The 19729-nt window shown below is 42.6% G+C and carries 11 protein-coding genes; all 11 read left to right on the forward strand.

All coding sequences use genetic code 11. The features are described from left to right. The first annotated feature begins 50 nt into the window (after window positions 1–50). The 11 genes from CS948_RS10305 to CS948_RS10355 all read left to right on the forward strand — a co-directional run bounded on the left by CS948_RS10305 (window position 51) and on the right by CS948_RS10355 (window position 19692). Window positions 51–3356: a SusC/RagA family TonB-linked outer membrane protein gene (locus CS948_RS10305; protein ID WP_176555003.1), complete on the forward strand. Its 3306-nt coding sequence runs from the start codon at window positions 51–53 to the stop codon at window positions 3354–3356. A gap of 12 nt (window positions 3357–3368) precedes the next feature. Then, a complete protein-coding gene (locus CS948_RS10310) occupies window positions 3369–4877 on the forward strand; it encodes a RagB/SusD family nutrient uptake outer membrane protein (protein WP_099291593.1) in 1509 nt (502 codons plus the stop codon). Between the two features lie 13 nt (window positions 4878–4890). Then, the gene (locus tag CS948_RS10315; RefSeq protein ID WP_099291594.1) at window positions 4891–5643 is read left to right on the forward strand and encodes a DUF4843 domain-containing protein; all 753 of its coding nucleotides are present in this window, start codon (window positions 4891–4893) and stop codon (window positions 5641–5643) included. A 7-nt stretch (window positions 5644–5650) separates the two neighbouring features. Next, on the forward strand, window positions 5651–7156 hold the full coding sequence (locus CS948_RS10320; RefSeq protein WP_099291595.1) for a PKD-like family lipoprotein: 1506 nt from the start codon (window positions 5651–5653) through the stop codon (window positions 7154–7156). Window positions 7157–7383: 227 nt separating this feature from the next. Beyond that, window positions 7384–8742 carry a TlpA disulfide reductase family protein gene (locus CS948_RS10325; RefSeq protein ID WP_099291596.1) on the forward strand — a complete coding sequence of 453 codons (1359 nt, stop codon included), beginning with the start codon at window positions 7384–7386 and terminating at the stop codon, window positions 8740–8742. Window positions 8743–9005: 263 nt separating this feature from the next. Then, window positions 9006–11690 carry a PAS domain-containing protein gene (locus CS948_RS10330; RefSeq protein ID WP_099291597.1) on the forward strand — a complete coding sequence of 895 codons (2685 nt, stop codon included), beginning with the start codon at window positions 9006–9008 and terminating at the stop codon, window positions 11688–11690. 68 nt (window positions 11691–11758) lie between these two features. After that, a complete protein-coding gene (locus CS948_RS10335) occupies window positions 11759–12322 on the forward strand; it encodes an RNA polymerase sigma factor (RefSeq protein WP_255301952.1) in 564 nt (187 codons plus the stop codon). 164 nt (window positions 12323–12486) lie between these two features. After that, entirely contained in the window at window positions 12487–13518 is a 1032-nt protein-coding gene (locus CS948_RS10340) for a Fic family protein (RefSeq protein ID WP_099291599.1), read from the forward strand. 115 nt (window positions 13519–13633) lie between these two features. Continuing rightward, window positions 13634–14767, forward strand: coding sequence for a FecR family protein (locus CS948_RS10345; RefSeq protein WP_099291600.1), 1134 nt, complete (start codon window positions 13634–13636; stop codon window positions 14765–14767). A gap of 133 nt (window positions 14768–14900) precedes the next feature. Further along, the gene (locus CS948_RS10350) at window positions 14901–18158 is read left to right on the forward strand and encodes a SusC/RagA family TonB-linked outer membrane protein (protein ID WP_176555004.1); all 3258 of its coding nucleotides are present in this window, start codon (window positions 14901–14903) and stop codon (window positions 18156–18158) included. Between the two features lie 25 nt (window positions 18159–18183). After that, window positions 18184–19692 carry a RagB/SusD family nutrient uptake outer membrane protein gene (locus tag CS948_RS10355; protein ID WP_176555005.1) on the forward strand — a complete coding sequence of 503 codons (1509 nt, stop codon included), beginning with the start codon at window positions 18184–18186 and terminating at the stop codon, window positions 19690–19692. Window positions 19693–19729: the final 37 nt, after the last annotated feature.

The following is a 19729-nucleotide window of genomic DNA, read 5'->3' on the forward strand; positions in this document are numbered from 1 at the left end:
AATGGTTATGCCAACTTCTGGGTGGGCATAGAAAACGAAAAGTCTTATTAATGATGAAACTTTGTATTTCTTTGATGCTGTTTTTCACGTTAGGTTTGTCAGCATCGACATTAGGTCAACAAGAACGAGTAAACCTTAATTTGAAAGATGTTTCCATTAAGGTATTGTTTGATGAGATTCAAAAACAGACGGATCTGTCTTTCGTGTTTAACACGGAACAGACGGAGAAGTTAGGTGTGTTCTCCGTGCAGGCAATAAATGAAACGGTAGAGAGTGTATTGCGTAGGGTATTAAAGAATATCGGAATGATGTTTGAGTTTGACGGGGGATTGATTATTGTTCGTCCGGAGCCGGAAAAGAAAAGCGTGGAGAAACTTGCGCTTACCGGAAGCGTGAAGGATGAAAAGGGAGAAACGCTGCCGGGTGTGACCATTCGGATTAAAAACACCACATTAGGATTCGTGACGGACGTGGATGGTAATTTCAAATTTGATATTCCAAAACAGGATACGATTATCTTGATTTTCTCTTTCGTGGGGTACAAAACGCAAGAGTTTCAGGTGAAGAACGAGAAGCCGATCGTGATCGTGTTGAAAGAGGATGTGGCGGTGATGGATGAAGTGGTTGTTACCGGTATCTTCACGAAAGCGAAGGAGAGTTACACGGGTGCCGTGACGACGATTACTGCGAAGGATTTGCAGCGGGTGGGAAACCGGAATCTGGTGTCTTCCATCCGGAATATAGACCCGAGTTTCAATATCGCCGAGAATATCACGATCGGTTCGGACCCGAATAAGTTGCCCGATATCACGGTGCGCGGTACTTCCAGTTTGGATGTCGGGGTGAAGGATTTACAGGAGGGAACGCGAAGCACGGCGAATCTGCCTTTATTTATCATGGACGGGTTCGAAATTTCATTGGAGCGTATGATGGACTTGGATGAGAATCAAGTGGAGAGTATCACCTTGTTGAAGGATGCGAGTGCCACGGCCATGTACGGGACGCGCGGGGCGAACGGTGTGGTTGTTATCGTGACGAAAAAACCGGAACCGGGACGTATCCGGGTGACTTATAAAGGAAGTCTGAATATAGAGGCTCCGGATCTAACCTCGTATAATTTGCTGAATGCGCGGGAAAAACTGGAATACGAATGGGCTGCCGGTTTGTACGATGACGAGGAGCCCGAAACGATGCAAGAGTTGTGGAATCTCTATAACCAACGTAAGATGGATGCGGAAAGAGGTGTGAACACCTATTGGTTGAAATACCCGGTAAGGACAGGAGTCGGACATAAGCATAGCTTGCGTGCAGAAGGAGGCGATGAAATCTACCGTTACGCTGTCGGATTGTCATATAATGATATTGCCGGAGCGATGAAAGGCTCTAACCGGAAGACACTAAACGGGAATGTATTTCTCTCGTACAAGTATAATAATTTGACATTCCAGAATGATCTACAGGTATCTTTCAATCGTTCTTATAACTCACCTTACGGCACCTTTAATGACTTTGCGAAAATTAATTCTTATTGGAGCCCGTATGATGAAGACGGGAATCTCGTAATGACATTGGAAGATTATCAATATGCGACGGTTAAGGATAAAAATACCGTGTATAACCCGCTTTATAACGCGAAATTACCGAGTAAAGACGAGAGCCGGTATACGCAAATTCAAAATAATTTTGCTATAGAGTGGCAGGTACTGCCGGAATTATCTTTGCGAGGACGTTTGGGTATTACTTCCAGAACAGATCGTTCGGATAAATATAAATCTGCCAAACACACGGATTTTGCCAAATATTCGGAATCGGATTCCGATCGGAAAGGGACTTATACTTACGGAACGGGTGAAGCATTTAATTATGAGGCGGATTTCACACTTAACTACTCGAAGGTCTTTGCAGAAAAACATCAGGTGTATGTTGGTTTGGGATATAATTTCGCGCAAGAGAAAGATGAGTTTTTCACGATTGTGGCGGAAGGGATTTCCAATATAAATATGGATTTCCTGGGTATGGCAAGTAAGTACGAGAAAGAAGGTAGCCCGAAGGGTACCGAAAGTTTTTCAAGGCGACTTGGAGGTCTTGCCAATGCGAACTACACGTATGACCGTCGTTATTTTGTGGACGCTTCAGTCAAAGTGGAAGGCTCTTCCAAATTCGGTAGCGATAACCGTTTTGCTCCTTTCTGGTCGGTTGGTATCGGGTGGAATATGCATCACGAGGCATTTATGGCGGACAATAAGATACTGAATGTCGCCCGGTTAAAATTGTCTTATGGTACTTCCGGTTCGCAATCTTTCAACTCTTACCAGGCAATGACAACGTTTAAAGATTACGGTGGTGGTGGTTACCAGGGATGGTACGGTGTATATATGATTGCTTTAGGTAATGAGGATTTGGGATGGCAGAAAACAAAGCAGTTGAATATCGGGACAGAGTTGGAATTCTTTAATGGTCGGGTGCGTATCAATGCTGATTACTATAACAAAGTGACGGATGATTTGTTATCCGACATCACGTTGCCTTCCGCGAGCGGTTTCGACAGTTATAAGGCAAACGTGGGAAAAGTTGCCAATACCGGGGTGGAGTTAGGCGTGAACGTCTACCTGATTCGGGATACGAAACGGGATTTGATATGGCTAGTCGGGGGTACGTTGGCTCGTAACAAGAATGAAATTAAGAAGATTTCAAATTCATTGGAGTTCTTGAACGAGCAAATGAATAAAGAAGCCGGAGGGAATCCGAGTTTCCTATACAAGGAAGGACAGTCGATGAACACGATTTTTGCCGTGGAGTCAAAGGGAATCGACCCGAGTAATGGAAAAGAGATTTTTGTTAAGCTGGATGGGACGGAAACTTATAAATGGGATGCAAAAGATAAAGTTCCTTGCGGCATTGAAGAACCGAAAATTTGGGGAAATCTGAACACGATGCTTCGCTTCAAGGGTTTCACGTTGAATGCTATTTTCGGTTACCGTTACGGCGGCCAGATGTATAACTACACGTTGGTGAGCCGGGTGGAAAATATTAAACCGTATAATAACGCGGACAAACGCGTGTTGTACGATCGTTGGAAGGAACCTGGTGATAACGTTTTGTTCAAAAGTGTGCGAAATACTGAAACGACGAATGCTTCAAGTCGTTTCGTGATGGATGAGAATACGTTGGAATGTCGTTCTATTTCATTAGGATATGATTGGGATGCACCCTGGTTGGCGAAAGCCGGGATTTCTTATTTGACTGTAACGGGATACATGGAAGATGTGTTTAGAGTTTCGTCCATAAAGCAAGAGAGAGGTATGACTTACCCCTTCTCGCGTAAGTTCTCACTGGCATTATCCGTTAGATTTTAAATAATTTAGATTATGGGAAATATTATAAAAAAGAAATATGGCTATATTCTGTTGGTGTTGTTTGCGATAAGCTCGGGATGTAGTGATTGGCTAGATGTAAGTCCTCGTAATGAGATGAAAGAGGAGGAGATGTATAAAAATGAGGAGGGGTTTAAAAGTGCATTGATGGGGGCGTACGTCCAATTGGCAGAAAAGGATCTTTATGGTAGGGATGCTTCGATGTATTTGCCGGAGTTGTTAGCACAGCATTGGACGATTCCTACAAGTAATACTCAATTAAGATACAATATGAGTAATTTTAATTACACGCACGAGACTGTTGAAAAAGCTCTTGAAACGCTTTGGAAAAAGTATTATCAATGTATTGTGCATTTAAACAATGTGCTGGGTAATCTGGAAACGACAGGGGTGAGTTTCAGCAACGGGAATAAAGAGTTGATTAAAGGTGAAGCGTTGGGATTGAGGGGCTTTCTTCACTTGGAGATTTTACGTTTTTTCGGGCCTATCCCTGGCGATGGGGCAAACGGATTGCCGGCTATCCCGTACCAAGAAGAGATGACGAAAGATCCCGGTAAGTTGGTATCAATTACTTACGAAAAGGTATGTGAAAAGATCATTCGGGATTTGAACGCTGCCGAGGAGTTCTTGAGCAAGGATCCTATCGTGTTCGGTTCGAACGATCAGTTGAACCGGATGTACGCAGATTCTGAATGGGAAGGAAAGCCTCAGGACGAGTGGCAGTTTTATCGTCAGGTACGTTTTAATTATTATGCTGTAAAAGGAGCGAAAGCCCGATTCTATCATTGGATCGGGGATAAAGAAAATGCGGTGAAGTACGCGAAAGAGGTGATTGAGGCTAAAAATACGGATGAGACCTCAAAGTTCGAACTGACGACGGAATCAATATATAGTACGATATTCAAAGGAAGTAATCTGGTGATGAAGTCGGAACACCTTTTCGGGGTACATAACCCCAAACATCAAACTATTTTGCAATCTTTGTTTAAAGATGCACCCCCTTTATTAACTCAAACTGTGGCAAATATCAATACAGCATATGAAAGCACAGTACATCCGGATGATATAAGATATAAGGTGAATGTTAAGCCCGGGCGTTATTGGGAAGAAAAGACCTATCAGAATAATGTAAAAGCAGTCCATTTCTGGAAATATACCGGAAATGACCTATACGCTCCGTTAAATGTAGTGCCATTGCTTCGTTTGTCTGAAATGTATTTAATATTGATTGAGGATTTACCATTGTCTTCTGTCGGAGAGTATTTTAAAGCGTATCGCGTGTCGAGAAGTTTGGATGTCTCTATTGATAATTCGTTGATAACGGAGCAAGATGTTTCGGAGCGATTGGAGAAGGAGTATCGAAAAGAGTTCTTCGGTGAGGGACAGATGTGGTTCTTTTACAAGAAGCATAATTTTACCAGATTCTCTTGGCCTAAGACTAGAACGATTAAAGAAGAGGTTTATATGTTGCCTATTCCTAAGAGTCAAAGTGTGTTTGAATAGTAAATGAGATATTATGAGAATAATTAATGCAAGTATATTGATATTCCTGCTGGTTGTTAGTATCGCCGGTTGTGAAAAAGAGACGGGGTTGAGATACGGGGATGTTCCTGCGCTCTATTTTAAGTATTCCGATAATTTGGATGAAATCTACCAAAGAGATAGTTTGGACCATTCTTTTTTCTTGGTACCGAAAGAGGAGATGCGGGATACCGTTTTGATTTATATTCTCACCATGGGCAATCCGGCGGATGATGATCGACCTTTCGAGTTGGTACTGGCAAATGCCGGACAACCGAAGGCTGCCGTGCCGGGAAAGCATTTTGTCGCTTTCGATGATCCGGAAATGAAGGAGCATTTTAAGATTTCTAAAGGTGCGGTAGGTGTCGATTTCCCGTTGATCGTTTTGCGTGATCCTTCTTTAGACACGGATACGATACGTTTTGAGTTGAAACTTGTGGAAAACTCTTATTTTAAAACGGGTATTGATGCCTGGACGCGGTTTGTTGTAAAGACAACCTCTCAGGCAACAAAACCGGCGAACTGGAATACGCTTTGGAGGTATCATTTCGGGTTGTCATGGGGAACCGAAAAGATGAGGTTTATTATAACGATGGTCGGTTTGACAGATTTTGATACAAGGCCGGAATCGGGGTATGCCGCTTATTTAAGTGCCAAAGCAAAGCAAAAGTTGTTAGAGTATAACGCCGCGCATCCTAAGAAGCCGTTAGCAGAGGCAGATGGAACATTAGTAACCTTTGATAATTAGAAGATTTATGAGACTAAGAAATATATTAATAGCCTTGGTAATGGCTGTGTTACTTCAAGGTGTATATTCATGTATTGATGACAAGGGAAATTATAGTTATATTGACAAGGAGACTTTATTCCCGGTAACTATTTCCGGTTTTAAAGATACGACCGTGGTCATGCGTACAGTTTTGAATATAGATCCGGTATTGGACAATATGGATGATACGTCGCGTTATATCCATTTATGGTATGCTTTACCCACTGATGTGGCGGGATACACCCCGAAGCGTGACACCTTATCTTTGGAGAAAAAACTATCATTTACAGTAACCTATGAGACGGGTACTTACAAATTAGTGTACGAGTTGCGCGACCCGAAGTTGGACATCTACACGTATAAAGACGTACGATTGACGGTACAGTCGGATCTTGGTACCGGATGGTATATATTGAAAGAAGAAAACGGAGAGACAGATATTGATTATGTGACAGAAGAAGGTGTGCTGAAAGAGAATCTGCTTGCTTCTTCCGAGCAGGAACGTATGAAGGGGAAACCTGTAAAGATGTATTATCAATCTTCACGTTATTCTGTTGACGTGGAGAATCCGGACGGGACAGTCACGAGATTATCGAATCAAAGAGCATTTCACGTGTTGAGCGATCAGGACATGAGGACTTTTAATGCGGATAACATGGGGATGTTTTATGATTATGAACATTATTTTTATGAAACACCTGAAGTATGCCATCCTCAAAATTTCGGTGTGGGAGGTAGTTATTATTATTATGCGATTAACGCGGGAAAACTTCATTCGCTATATACTATGTCCGCTAATAATGGTAAACTGGGGTATGCGAGACCGGGAATGTATGAATTGCATTCTGATATGTTACTAAGTATGAATGCTGCAATGGTATTCGATAAAACAACTTCTACATTTTATAATTCATCGGCCGGGGGCACAACAATTGATGTATTCGGTAATGCCCCGGCGGGTAGTGTTTCTTCTACTGAAATGGACACGGATTTGATTTGTTTGCTGACGAAAAAAATAGCAAACACCAGTACAGGTTATGCCCTAATGAAGAATAAGAATAAAGATGAATATTATTTGTTTAATGTCTCGCATTCCATGTCGGGATATCCCTTTACGTCAGTTGATACGGTTCCATTGAATTGTGAAATACTAGATGCCGAGGTGAGGGGAGCTTCAATATACGCGAGTGCGATATATTACGCGAAGTCGAAAGGTGACGGTGATGTGTTGAAGGTGTATAAAGATTCTCGTGAAGAGATTCGTGAGAGTGAATTAATCTCCTTCCCGGGAGAAAAGATCGCTTATATCGAGAATATAGAATCTCCTTGGGGAGTTACGCCGGCTTATAATCGTTTACTTATTTTGACAAATAGTTCTGCAGGTTGGAAATTGTATCTGTATGATACGGTAGGGCAAACCCCGGAACTTGAGGAAACCCCTGTACTCGTTTATTCGGGTAGAGGTAAGGCAGGGTACGCGATATTGCGTTAATCGTTTTACCTCTGTTGAAAGCGCTAGAAATTCAAAGAGAAACAGGATAAGAGGAGGGAGTAAAATATTATTTTTAAACTCCCTCCTAGCTTTACTCTATTGATCTCGAATAGTTTGAGCCGGTTTGAGGTTGATAGGCCGTGAAGCCGGTGAAGATTTTTTTATGTTAGAACGGAATTTAGGACTCTCTATTAATTCTTTTATTTGAAATCTAATCAATACGGTTTATGAAGAGAATCAGTTTGTTATTGTTATCAATTTGTATAGGTACAGTCGTGTGTGCCCAAAAATACACGGAAATAAAAGGTTTTGTGAAAGATGATCGTTTGAAAGAGATCCATCTTTATCGTGTGGCGGATGGTGTCTCTCATCTTTATGCTTCCACGAAAGTGGCGGAAGACGGATCGTACGGTTTTCTCTTTTCTCCGCCGGGACCGGCTTTTTATACTTTGGGTAATGATCAAATGGATTTTGTGATTTACGTGAGGGGGAACGACAAGATTCATATTGATATCTTGGAGAATAAAGCTGAATTGGGGAGGAAAAGCACGAAAGAGAATATCGCTTTATACATGTGGGAAGATTTTGCTGCCGACGTGCGATTAAAAGCAGTTTATTTTAACCGGACTAAAAGTGATTACAGGGATTTCTTCCCGGAATTCACCGTGTTCGTGTCTAAGATAGATTCAATCAAGAGGAAGATTAAAAGTAAAAATGCTGCATTTGACGCTTTATTGAAAAAGAAAATTGATTATGACGTTGATTATTACGCGGCTTATTTCTTGCGAACACCGAGAGTTGTTCATCCCGAACGTGCGGATTGGCCGGAGTTTTATACCACGATTATTTCTGACGATAAGTTCACGACAGACGAAGTGTTGCAGTTCCCTCAAGGAGTTCGGATGCTTGATATGTATGCAAACTTTGGGCGGATTTCTTCGGATAAGAAATATTCGAGTTTGGAGGAGTATCAAGATGCCTGTTTGGGATATTTAAAAAACGATCGCTTGAAAGGAGAATATTTGGTGCATAATGTTTTCCCGGGTATAAAGAACTATAATCAGTATTTGAGTACGTTGAATCGTTTTGAAAAATATTTGGCTACTTCTTCTCAAAAGGCTCGCGTGGAAGCTATCGGGGCCGCGTTATATGAAACGGCTCCCGGTAAAACGGCAGCAGACTTTACTTATCCGGATGTGAATGGAAAAGACGTGTCATTATCTGATTTTAAAGGGAGAGTGGTATTGGTGGATGTGTGGGCAACGTGGTGTGGTCCGTGCCGAGGTGAAACTCCCCATCTGAAGAAACTTGAAGAAGAAATGCACGGGGCAGACATCGTTTTCCTTGGCGTATCCGTGGATGAAGCAAAAGATAAACAGAAGTGGCTGGACTTTATCCGAAAAGAAGGCATGGGAGGTATTCAGGTACACGCCTCGGGATGGAGTAAAATCACGAAGGATTACAAGATAGAAGGTATCCCCCGCTTTATGGTCTTCGATAAAAACGGGAATATTGTTTCGATAGATGCCCCTCGTCCGTCTTCTCCGGAATTAAAAAAGATGTTGGAAACGGAATTAAAAAAGTGATTGTTTCGTACGATAAAATTTAGAATTTTCTCAAAAGTCTATAAGGGTTATAATGTCAGATTACGATAACATTTAACGTGTAGGCATATTGTTATTGTTGAAGGCTTGATGGAACTTATAGACTTTTGATTTGAGTTTTTGGGATTAGTTATTATTCATGAATCACTTCTCTTTTCTAAAGAAATCTAAAACTTTGTTGTTTTCAATGCAGGATATAAATGATTATTTCGTAGCTTTGAGGCTTAGTGTAGGATTATTTAGCTATGAAGAGGAGAATATCGGCATTGTTTATCTTTTTTTGTTCGTGTATTAATGTATTCGCGGGAGATACACGAGAGAAAGATTATATACTTATTTTGAACTCGATAAATTTTAACGAGGCATGGGCAAATAATTTGTATCAAGAAGTGCTGGCTGATGTTTCTTCGGAAAAGATAGAGGTTCGGGCGGAGGAGTTGTTGATACCAATGATAAAAACGCTGGAAGAGGCGGATTTGAAGAAGGCGGATTTATCGCGGAAATACACGAAGCCGCCCAAGGCTGTCGTGTGTATAGGGGATCCCGCGTGGCTGTTGTGTCGTTCTCTGTTTGACCGGGAGTGGAGGGATGTGCCTACTGTTATTTGTTTTTCTAGGGATTCGATGCCTTCTCGATTAGAGGATTTGCTTTTGGGTGATTTGAATAATGAGGTGGAATTTGTGCCGACGGAGGAGATGATCCGTTCGTATAACGTGACAATCTTGAAGCAGCCTTCTTTTATAAAAGAGATGGTGGAGTTGATGCAAGGGTTATTGCCGGGTATGAATAAGGTCGCATTTATTTCAGACGGGAGGTATATTAGCTCGATGATACGTAAAGAGGTGTGTCAGGTGATAAACGAGAGCTTTCCATACTTGCAATTAGAGTTACTTTCCTCTCAAGAAATCACGACAGAGAATCTGCTGGATTCATTGATGCTCTATGATGAACGGGTGGGAGTTATTTATTATTCTTGGTTCATGGGACGTCAGCAAGGGGATAATCGGTACTTGGGAGATAATCTCCAGAGGATAATTTATGGTTTCTCGAAGTCACCTGTTTTTACTTTGTCCGAGATGGATATGAATACGGGAACCTTCGCGGGTGGTTATTTTATTTCTTCTTCGGAATTCGGGCAAACAGTGGTTGCTGCGGTTAAGGAAATATTGAGTGGTAAAGCTGCCCGTGATATACCGGTTCAGAACGGGGGAAAACCTCGTGCGTATCTGAATTATCATCATTTGGTGCATCACGGGGTAAAGCCGGATTTATTTCCCCAAGATGCGGTATATTACCAGATGCCATTGGATTTTTTCCAGCGCTATAAGATCTATTTCGTGATAGCTATTGCTGTAATTATCCTGTTCGGGGCTCTGATTTTAATGCGTTTTCATCTTTTGTTGCAGCGACAGAAACAAAAGACCCGCGAGTATCAATTACTTTCACAATATCGCTGTCTCGTGGATAATATGCCTGTGATTTACGTGAGAAAACAGTTGTTGCCGGATAAGGAAGGACATATTTCCGACTTCATTTTCTTGGACGTGAATTCTACTTTCGAGAACGTGTTCAAAACGACACGGGAGCAGGTTGTGGGTAAACGGTTATCGGAAGCTGACGTGGATAATCAGTTGCTGGATTACATGATGGATAAGGAATCCGGACGGTTGGCTTCTTTTGTTTTCCCCGGGGAAGGCAATGAAACGCGATATTTTGATAAATTGACTTTCCCCAGTACTGAAAAAGGGGTGTGGGATGTATTTTTCATTGATCGGACGGATGAATATTTTGCTTCATTGGCTTCCCGGGAATACCAGCGGTCGTTGGAAAGATTGAACCGGCAATATGATTTGGTACTGGATGCAACCGGATTGATACCTTGGACTTGGGATCTTCGGAAACACACGGTGGAATACAATACTGCCTATATTTCAAATCAATATATTGAAGATGGGAGCGATCAGAAAATAATGTCGGAAGCGGATAGCCAGTCGCGAGTGCATCCGGATGATCGAGAACTGATTCAGAAGGCGTATGACGATTTGCTAGGGGGACGGGTGGATGTGATAAAAGAAGAGTATCGGGCTTCATTTTCCATCAAGGACCCGGTTTATTATTGGTTCGAGAGTTTTGTTATCGTGGGGGAACGGGATGAATCCGGTCGACCGAGCATGTTAGTGGGAGGTTCTATAATCATTGATGACCGCAAGAAATTGGAAATGGATCTCGTGAAGGCGAAAGAACAGGCAGAAATCTCGAATCATTTGAAATCGGCCTTTTTGGCTAACATGAGTCACGAGATTCGTACTCCGTTGAATGCTATCGTCGGGTTCTCGAACGTGTTGGCGGAAACCGTGGACGAAGAAGAGAAAAAAGAGTATATACAGATTATCGAGAGTAATAATACCCTGTTATTGCAACTGATTGGGGATATTCTCGATTTGTCAAAGATAGAGGCGGGGGTATTCGAGTTCGTTTATTCTAAGGTAAATCTTAACTTGTTACTGGTAGAAATGGAACAAACAGCCCGGTTACGCCTGAAGAATGACGCGGTGTCCGTTGAATTCACGGAACGCCTGCCGGAATGTACAATTTACTCGGATGCCAACAGATTGATGCAGGTTATGAATAACTTGATCACGAACGCGATAAAGTTTACCAAAAAAGGATATATCCGTTTTGGGTATAGAATGTTGGACGATGAGAAAATCTATTTCTTTGTTTCCGATACCGGCTGTGGGATTCCTGCTGATAAAACGCGAGAAGTGTTCGGGCGTTTCGTCAAGTTGAATCCCTTCCAACAAGGCACGGGGTTGGGACTTTCCATTTGCGAGAGTATCGTGGTAAGACTGGGTGGGAAAATCGGGGTGAACTCGGTAGAAGGCGAAGGTTCTACATTTTGGTTTACCTTGCCGAAAAATTCGTGTTAAAAGTATTCCAAGAATAGATGAAAAATCAATATTTTATTTACATTTGACCAATATTAAGCTATTGTGCCGTGCGTGAAATTGGAGACGTGAATGAATACTTGGTCAACGGGTTGAGAAATCAATCGCATGAGGTCTTCGAGGTAATCTTTAAAACCTATTATCCCAGCCTCTACAGGTTGGCTTATGCCTATTTGATGAATAAGAATTTAGCGGAGGATATGGTGCAGGATACTTTCGTGTCCCTTTGGTCTGCCGCACCTTCATTGCCCGCGGATACCCGTTTGAAAAGCTATCTCTATTCATCCGTGAAGCATGGCTGCCTTGATTATATAAAACATCTGCAAGTGATTGATGCCAACAAGGAGAAATTGGCTGAGGCTTTGATTTTTTCCGGTACGGTGGAGTACGAGGATAATCAAGAATTACTGGACAAGGTAAAACAATGTATGCAAGGATTGCCGGAACAGCAGAGAAAAGTGTTGGAATTGAAGGTTTTCCAAAAAATGAATTACAAGGAAATAGCGCGAGAACTGGATATTACGGAAGAATCCGTTCATACCTATATTAAAAGAGCGTACAAATATTTGCGCGAATCCGTGCCTTATAAAGTTTTAATGATTCTTTTCTGTTGATGCTTATTTTTCCAAATGCTATCTTTGGGGGTGTTATTTAAAAAATATTCACTATATTCGTACCCGAAAAGTATCGAATATAGATAATCTACCGATAAATGAATATGTGAGAACAAAGCACTTGGATATTCACGTGAAGAGTTTGCACAGAAAGGGGGGGTATCATGACCAGAGAACAAGAATTATTATCCTTATTGGCTCAATTTAAGGAGTTGGGTATCGATAAGCAGATAGATTACAATAAATTCTATCTGTATTCTCTTATTACCCATTCGACGGCTATTGAAGGTTCAACGGTCACTGAGATTGAAAACCAACTTCTATTTGACGAAGGTATTAGTGCCAAAGGTCGCTCAATGGCTGAGTTGTTGATGAATTTAGACCTCAAAGCGGCATACGAGCAATCGATAGACTTTGCAAAGAGCCATAGCGATATTACGGTTGCGATGCTTAAGAAGCTATCTTCTATCGTTTTGAAAAATACAGGGACAACTTATCAAACTGCTTTAGGTGAATTTTCGTCAGCCAATGGAGAGCTGCGTTTACTGAATGTTACGGCAGGAGCCGGGGGGTATTCCTATATGAATTATTCAAAGGTGCCTACAAAGCTTGCGGAACTTTGTGAAAGTATAAATCAGAGACGAAAAACTCTATCAAAGGCGAATGTTATTGAGTGCTACAAATTGAGCTTTGATGCTCACTTTGATTTGGTAACTATTCATCCGTGGGCTGACGGTAATGGCAGGATGTCTCGTTTATTAATGAATCAGTTACAGTTTGAATTTGAGATTATCCCGACAAATATCAATAAAGAGCGTAAAGCTGAATACATTGAAGCTCTTATTGCTACGCGTGAGAATGATAATATTGAATTGTTCCGTAACTTTATGTTTGATGAACATATCCACAATCTTGAACAAACAATTCGTAATTATCAGGGTTCAATAGAGAACGAAGGTATAGAATCTCGTTCCGATGTCGGTATAAATGTCGGTATAAATGTCGGTATAAATGAACAACGTGCATTAGAGCTTATTCGAATTAATAGTCGAATAACTGCGAAAGAAGTTGCAGGAGCGCTCTCGGTTTCTTTACGACAAGGTGAGCGCATTATGGCGACGTTAAAAGAGAAAGGTCTCATTAGGCGTATCGGCTCTAATAAGTCAGGGCATTGGGAGGTAGTTTTATTTTTTTAGCCAAAATTTTTTGCTCTGCTTGTAGCTTTTGAAATTAATTTGAAAAAAAGTTGGAGAATTTTGTCCCCCGGTTTTAAAGTGTGTCGTCTTATACATGTAAAGCAAATGATGAATCATGGAAATCGAGTGGAAAAAAATAAAGCGAATGGCTCTCGGTGATTCTTCCGAGCGGGAAAAACAGGAAGTGTCGGAATGGCAAGGGGGGGACAAAGAACGAGAACGCTTTTGTAAAGATGCCGAGGCTTTCTACCGGGAGGGGCAGGAGGTGAATGACCTGTCCCGGGAAGAAATTGAAAGGGCTTGGCTTACCGTGAGGCAGCGGACACGGAAGCATCGGTTTATATCTCGCCGTGTGGTGGGATGGATTGCCGGGGCAGCTGTTGTTGTCGGGGTATTTTTCGGTGTCCGTTTGATAATGGATGGAGAACCGAAAGTATCACCAATGGTTAAGATGACTAAGACAGAGGGTGTTCGCTTGGTGTTGTCTGATGGTACAACTCATGTCGTTAAGACGGGTGAAAATACTACCTTGAAGGTGCCGGGTTTCGAGGTAAAGAACAATGGATTGAAACAGTTGGAACAAAAGCAGGTGCTAGAGTCTGATAAGAAAGAGATAACCTATAGTGAAGTGATTGTTCCCCGGGGAGCGGAATACCAGTTGACTCTGGCAGACGGTACGCGGGTGATATTAAATTCGGAATCCAGAATTCGTTTCCCCGATGAATTTCAATCGGACGAACGTAGGGTATATTTGCAGGGTGAGGCGTATTTTCAAGTTGCTCGTGACGAAAACTGTCCTTTTCTGGTGGAGGCGGCAGCGGTAACGGTAAAAGTGTTAGGAACGGAATTCAACGTGAATGCTTACCGGAAAGACGATGTTTCGACGACATTGGTTACGGGGCGAGTGAGCGTGGCGGCAGGTTCGGATTCTTTGATATTGAATCCCGGTCAGCAGTGTGTGGCAGGTGGTGGTGCTCTGACTGTACGAGAGGCTGATTTGGTGTCAGTGCTGGCATGGAAGAACGGGGAATTCGTGTTCAAGGATGTGACCTTGGAAGATATGATGAATGAACTTTCCCGTTGGTATGATATGGAAGTGGAGTACGAATCGGGGCATTTGAAAACCGATCGTTATTATATATACGTGGAGCGGAGCAAGACACTGGAGGAGGTATTGGATAAAGTGGCTTTGACCGGAAAAATAAAATACACAATACATGGAAAGAAAGTGATTGTAGGACAGCAATAAAAAAAGCAAAAGATGCGCGAACATCTCTCGCTTTAAGGCTGAATTATTCATTAAATAAGTCAAGTACAAAGTTATGCAAAAAAATCGACGAAAATGGTTTGGGACGAGCCCAAACAGGAAATTTATTTTCCTATTGCAAACGATTTTTCTAATCGGCGGGTTGTTATGCGGTGGCAACACCCGTGTGTGGGGGCAGACAGAGCCCAAAGTCAGTCTCGATCTGAAACACGTGACATTTGTGAAAGTTATCGAGAGTTTGCGTCAGCAGACGGGATACGAGTTCGTGTTTAACGCACCGGATGTGGAACACGTGAAAGATGTGTCGCTTTTGTTGAAAGATGTTTCGCTACGGACAGCAATGGATTCGTTGCTGCGGGGGAAAGGTTTGACATACAATATCACAGGACAGACAGTTGTTATAAAAAAGCAGAAGGCGGAGCTGAACGTGAAATTAATTCAGATCAGTGGTCGAATTGTGGATGAGAATGGGAATCCTGTTGCCGGAGCGACAATTATGGTTGTGGGTACAACGCAGGGGGTTGCTTCTGATGTTGAAGGACGTTACACGATAGCCGCAAAGCCGGATGACGTGTTGCGGGTTTCTTTTATTGGTTATGAAACAAAGACGGTTAAGATCAATGGAAAAGATAAGATAGATTTTCGTATAATTCCCATAGAGGAGAATTTGGAGGAAGTCGTGGTGACTGGTGTTGTAAATAGAAAGGCGGAAAGTTATACTGGAGCAGCAGTGTCGGTAAAGGGTGATGAATTGCGAATGGTGGGTAATCAAAATGTATTTGCAAGTTTGAAGAATTTGGACCCGACGTTGTATATAATGGATAATTTGGATTTTGGTTCGGACCCGAATGTGCTACCAGATATGATGATGCGTGGGCGTACGGGGACACAGGAGGGGCTGCCAGTGCAGGACTTGAAAGGAAATTATGACAATAAGCCAAATCAGCCGTTGTTTATTTTGGATGGTTTCGAGGCGAGTGCGGAGCGTATTTTTGACTTGGATATGAATTTGGTGGAGTCATTGACGATTTTGAAGGATGCTGCGGCAAAAGCATTGTATGGGTCGAAGGCTGCAAACGGAGTGGTAGTGATAGAGACGAGGAAATTAACTTCAACAAAGCCGCGCATTACGTACACGGGTAGTATAGATTTGCAGATGCCTGATTTGTCGAGTTATGATTTGGCTCATTCATTGGAGAAGTTGGATGTGGAGTATAATGGTGGTGTGTTCGATGATGACAGCTATTCGGAAGTAGCGCGCTATGCGACGTTGAGAAGGCAGGTGGCTTCGGGACTGGATACGTATTGGTTATCGAAACCGGTGCGTTTCGGTTACGGGCAGCAACATTCGCTGTATGTTGAGTTGGGTAAGGATGATTTGCGTATGTCGCTGAATTTTTCGTATAATGACAACAAGGGGGTAATGAAGAAATCGGATCGACGGGTACTTTCAGGTGCAGTGAATGTGGCTTATAATTACAATAATAAGTTTCGTTTCCAAAATAATTTGCATGTGAATGGGACGAAGTCCTCGGATTCGCCGTACGGAAGTTTTAGAGAGTATGCCGTGTTAAATCCGTACGAGTATCCGTACGAGAGTGACGGTACGTTGAAAAAAGAGTTGAGCAACGGAAATGCCAATCCCTTGAGTAACGGGTTGTCGAATACGAAGTTATTGTCATCTTATTCGTCTTTATCGAATAATTTTAATATGGAGTGGACAGTGGTAGAGGGGTTGCGCATACGGGGACGTTTCGGTTTTTCGTATAAGGTGAACGATGCGGATCGTTATTATTCGAGAACACATACCATATTTAAGGATGAGAAGAAGGTATTGAAGAGGGGAAGATATGAGGTAAATAATGGTAAAGAGACAACATTGTCGGGTGATATCAATTTGAATTATGCTCGGACTTTTAATGATAAGCATAATATTTTCGTGAATGCGGGGTATAATTTGTCTGAGACTAAAAACCGGGAAGTCATCCAATATACGGTAGGTTTTCCGTCAGAGCGGATGGATGATATTATGTTTGCTCAGGAGTATGCTGATACTCGTCCGCAGGGAGCTACGCGTATCAGTCGTGATTTGGGTATATTGGCAATGTTTTCGTACACGTATGAAGACCGGTATCTACTCGATGCTACTTATCGGGCGAATGCTGCGTCCATGTTCGGAACCAATAATCGTTGGGGTACGTTCTGGAGTTTGGGCGTGGGGTGGAATATGCACCGGGAGGAGTTTGCGCAGAGTTGGGAGTGGCTGGAGACTTTCAAGTTACGTGCTTCATTGGGGTTGACAGGTAACCAAAATTTTAGGCAGAATAACTCAATAGCTGTTTATCAGTATGAGTTGGGACGTTTTTATGACAGTATGGTGGGTAGCCGCTTGCAGAATATGGAGAATCCTGATTTGAAGTGGGAGAAGCGGATGGATTACAATGTGGGGATTGATGCTGAATTTTTTAATTTGAATGTACGTTTAGACTTGTATAATTCGTTGACGGAAAACCGTAATTCTACCATGCCGATTTCTCCTTCGACAGGTTTTGAGTCGGTTGCTACGAATATGGGAAGCGTGCGGAACAAGGGCGTGGAGGTGTATCTGGCATATACAGTGTGGCAGTCACGGAAGGGATATTTGCGTTTGAATGGTTCTATTGCTCATAACAAGAATCGATTGGTAACGGTATCGGATGATATGAAGAAAATGTCGGAGGAATACACGAAAGGGGAGGATATGAGTGCAATCAAGGGTGTTTACTCGTATGGAGTGGATCCGGCTACCGGACTTGAATTATTTCGGGGAAAAGACGGTTCCCGTACGTTTGTGTATAGTGAAGGTGATCGAATAGTATTAGGTGTTGGTGACCCGAAGTATCGCGGTATTTTCGGTTTGTCGGGGGAGTATAAGGGGATTGGGTTGAGCGTGAGTTGTCGTTTTTTGGGTGGAGGACAGATGGTCAACCGGACATTGGTAACGAAGGTGGATGTAGTGGATATCAAGAATAATGTGGACCGGAGGGTGTTGACGGAGGGGTGGATGAAGCCGGGCGATCATGTATATTTTTTGCGAAGGATACCGGGCGTTCCTTATCGCGGAACTATGTATGACCCTGATTCACGAGCTTATCCTGAGTTGACGCCGCGAACAACCTCACGTTTTGTGCAAGACAGGAAGGAGTTAGATATTGGTTCGTTGTCGGTGTATTATGATTTCAACCGGAAGTGGATTAAACATTTAGGGATGGAGCGTATGCGTTTTTCGGTGTATGTGAATGATGTTTATAAATGGTCGTCGATGGGCGTGGAGCGGGGGATCGATTATCCGTTTGCGCATATGGTTTCTTTGCAGTTGTCGGCCACTTTTTAGTAACGAATGATAAATGGGAAATGATATGAAAAGAAGATTATTTGTGTTGCTGACTGTTTGCAGTTTTGCTTTGGCGGGGTGCCAGAAGTGGCTGACAGTGGCTTCGGATACGGAGATTGCGAATGAGGACCAGTTTCGAGATCAACAGGGATTTATGGATGCTGTAATCGGGGTATATACTTTGTTGGGGCAGGAGGCTCTTTACGGGAAGAACTTGACGTGGGGGTATGTGGAGTTTTTAGGACGGAATTACGAGTTGGTGGCTTCTTCGGCATATAAGGACTATTTTGATTATAATTATACTTCGAGCACTGTGTCTTCAACAATTAGTAGTGTTTGGGGAGCTGCTTACAATACAATAGCCAATATCAACAATTTGCTGAAATGGGAGCGAGAGAGAGGGAGTGTGATGGTACCTGCTATCGACTCGTTGGTGAAGGGGGAAATGCTGGCCGTGCGGGCGATGTTGCATTTCGATTTGTTGCGGATGCATGGAAAAGGAAATCTGGCAAAGCATCCGGAGTATTTGAAAGAGTTGAGTATTCCGTACCAGACGGAGTACCGAAAGGAATTGCCGCCTCGCTATACGTACGGGGAGACGTTACAGTTTATTATAGAGGATTTAAGGCAATCGATTGCTTATCTGGAGATGGATCCGGTGAGGAATGTGCGGGGCGAGAATTTTTACGAGAGGTTGTACTTCGAAGGTTTTCTGACTTCCACGCCCTCTTTGCGTAGCAACCGGATGAATTATTATGCGGCAAAGTTGTTACTTGCGCGCGTACTGATGTGGAGGGGTACGGAGGAAGATAAGCAGGAGGCATTTGCGTTGACGGAGGACATTTACTTGCATGCACAAGGAAATACGGAAGAGACGTTGACTATGTTGGTTTATGCAACTTCTTTTAATGCTGCGGAGTGGTGGGATCGGGAGACTGATATGCGGGGAGAATGGATATTTGCCGTGAATGTGGAGGGCTTGGGTGAGTTGACAGGTGGTGTGTTTGGTGCGAATGATGTGGGTAGTGCAACGCTTTATTTGTCATCTGCTTCAGTTACAGAACGGTTTGAGTTGCCGGATTTACAGTTGGACTATCGTTACTTGAAAGCATTAGAGGGGGAAGGTTATAATCGGGAGAATTATTCTATTCTAAAGAATCGTAAACCGACGGAGATAAAAAATGCAATGTTTCGGGAAAATACGATGTTGATGCGTTTGCCGGAGGTGTATTATATCATGGCAGAGTGTTTGATGACTTCCTCGGAGTTGTATAATCGAGTGCGAGCTGCAAGGCTTTTAAACGAGATCCGAGAGGTAAGAAATATTAACCGTACTTTGAGTGCGGCGAGATTGCAGGATGCTGAGATTATTGCTGAGATTACAAAAGAGTATCGTAAAGAGTTTATCGGTGAAGGGATTCAGTTTTTTTATTACAAACGTTTGGGCATGGAGAGCATTCCTGGTATAAATAAAACGATGACGGATGTGCAGTATGTAATTCCTTGGCCGGAGACGGAAGCAGAGTATTATTGATGGGATGAATGTTTATTTTTTTAATTTTATAAATATG

Source organism: Butyricimonas sp. Marseille-P3923 (assembly GCF_900184685.1).
Classification (GTDB): Bacteria; Bacteroidota; Bacteroidia; order Bacteroidales; family Marinifilaceae; genus Butyricimonas; species Butyricimonas muris.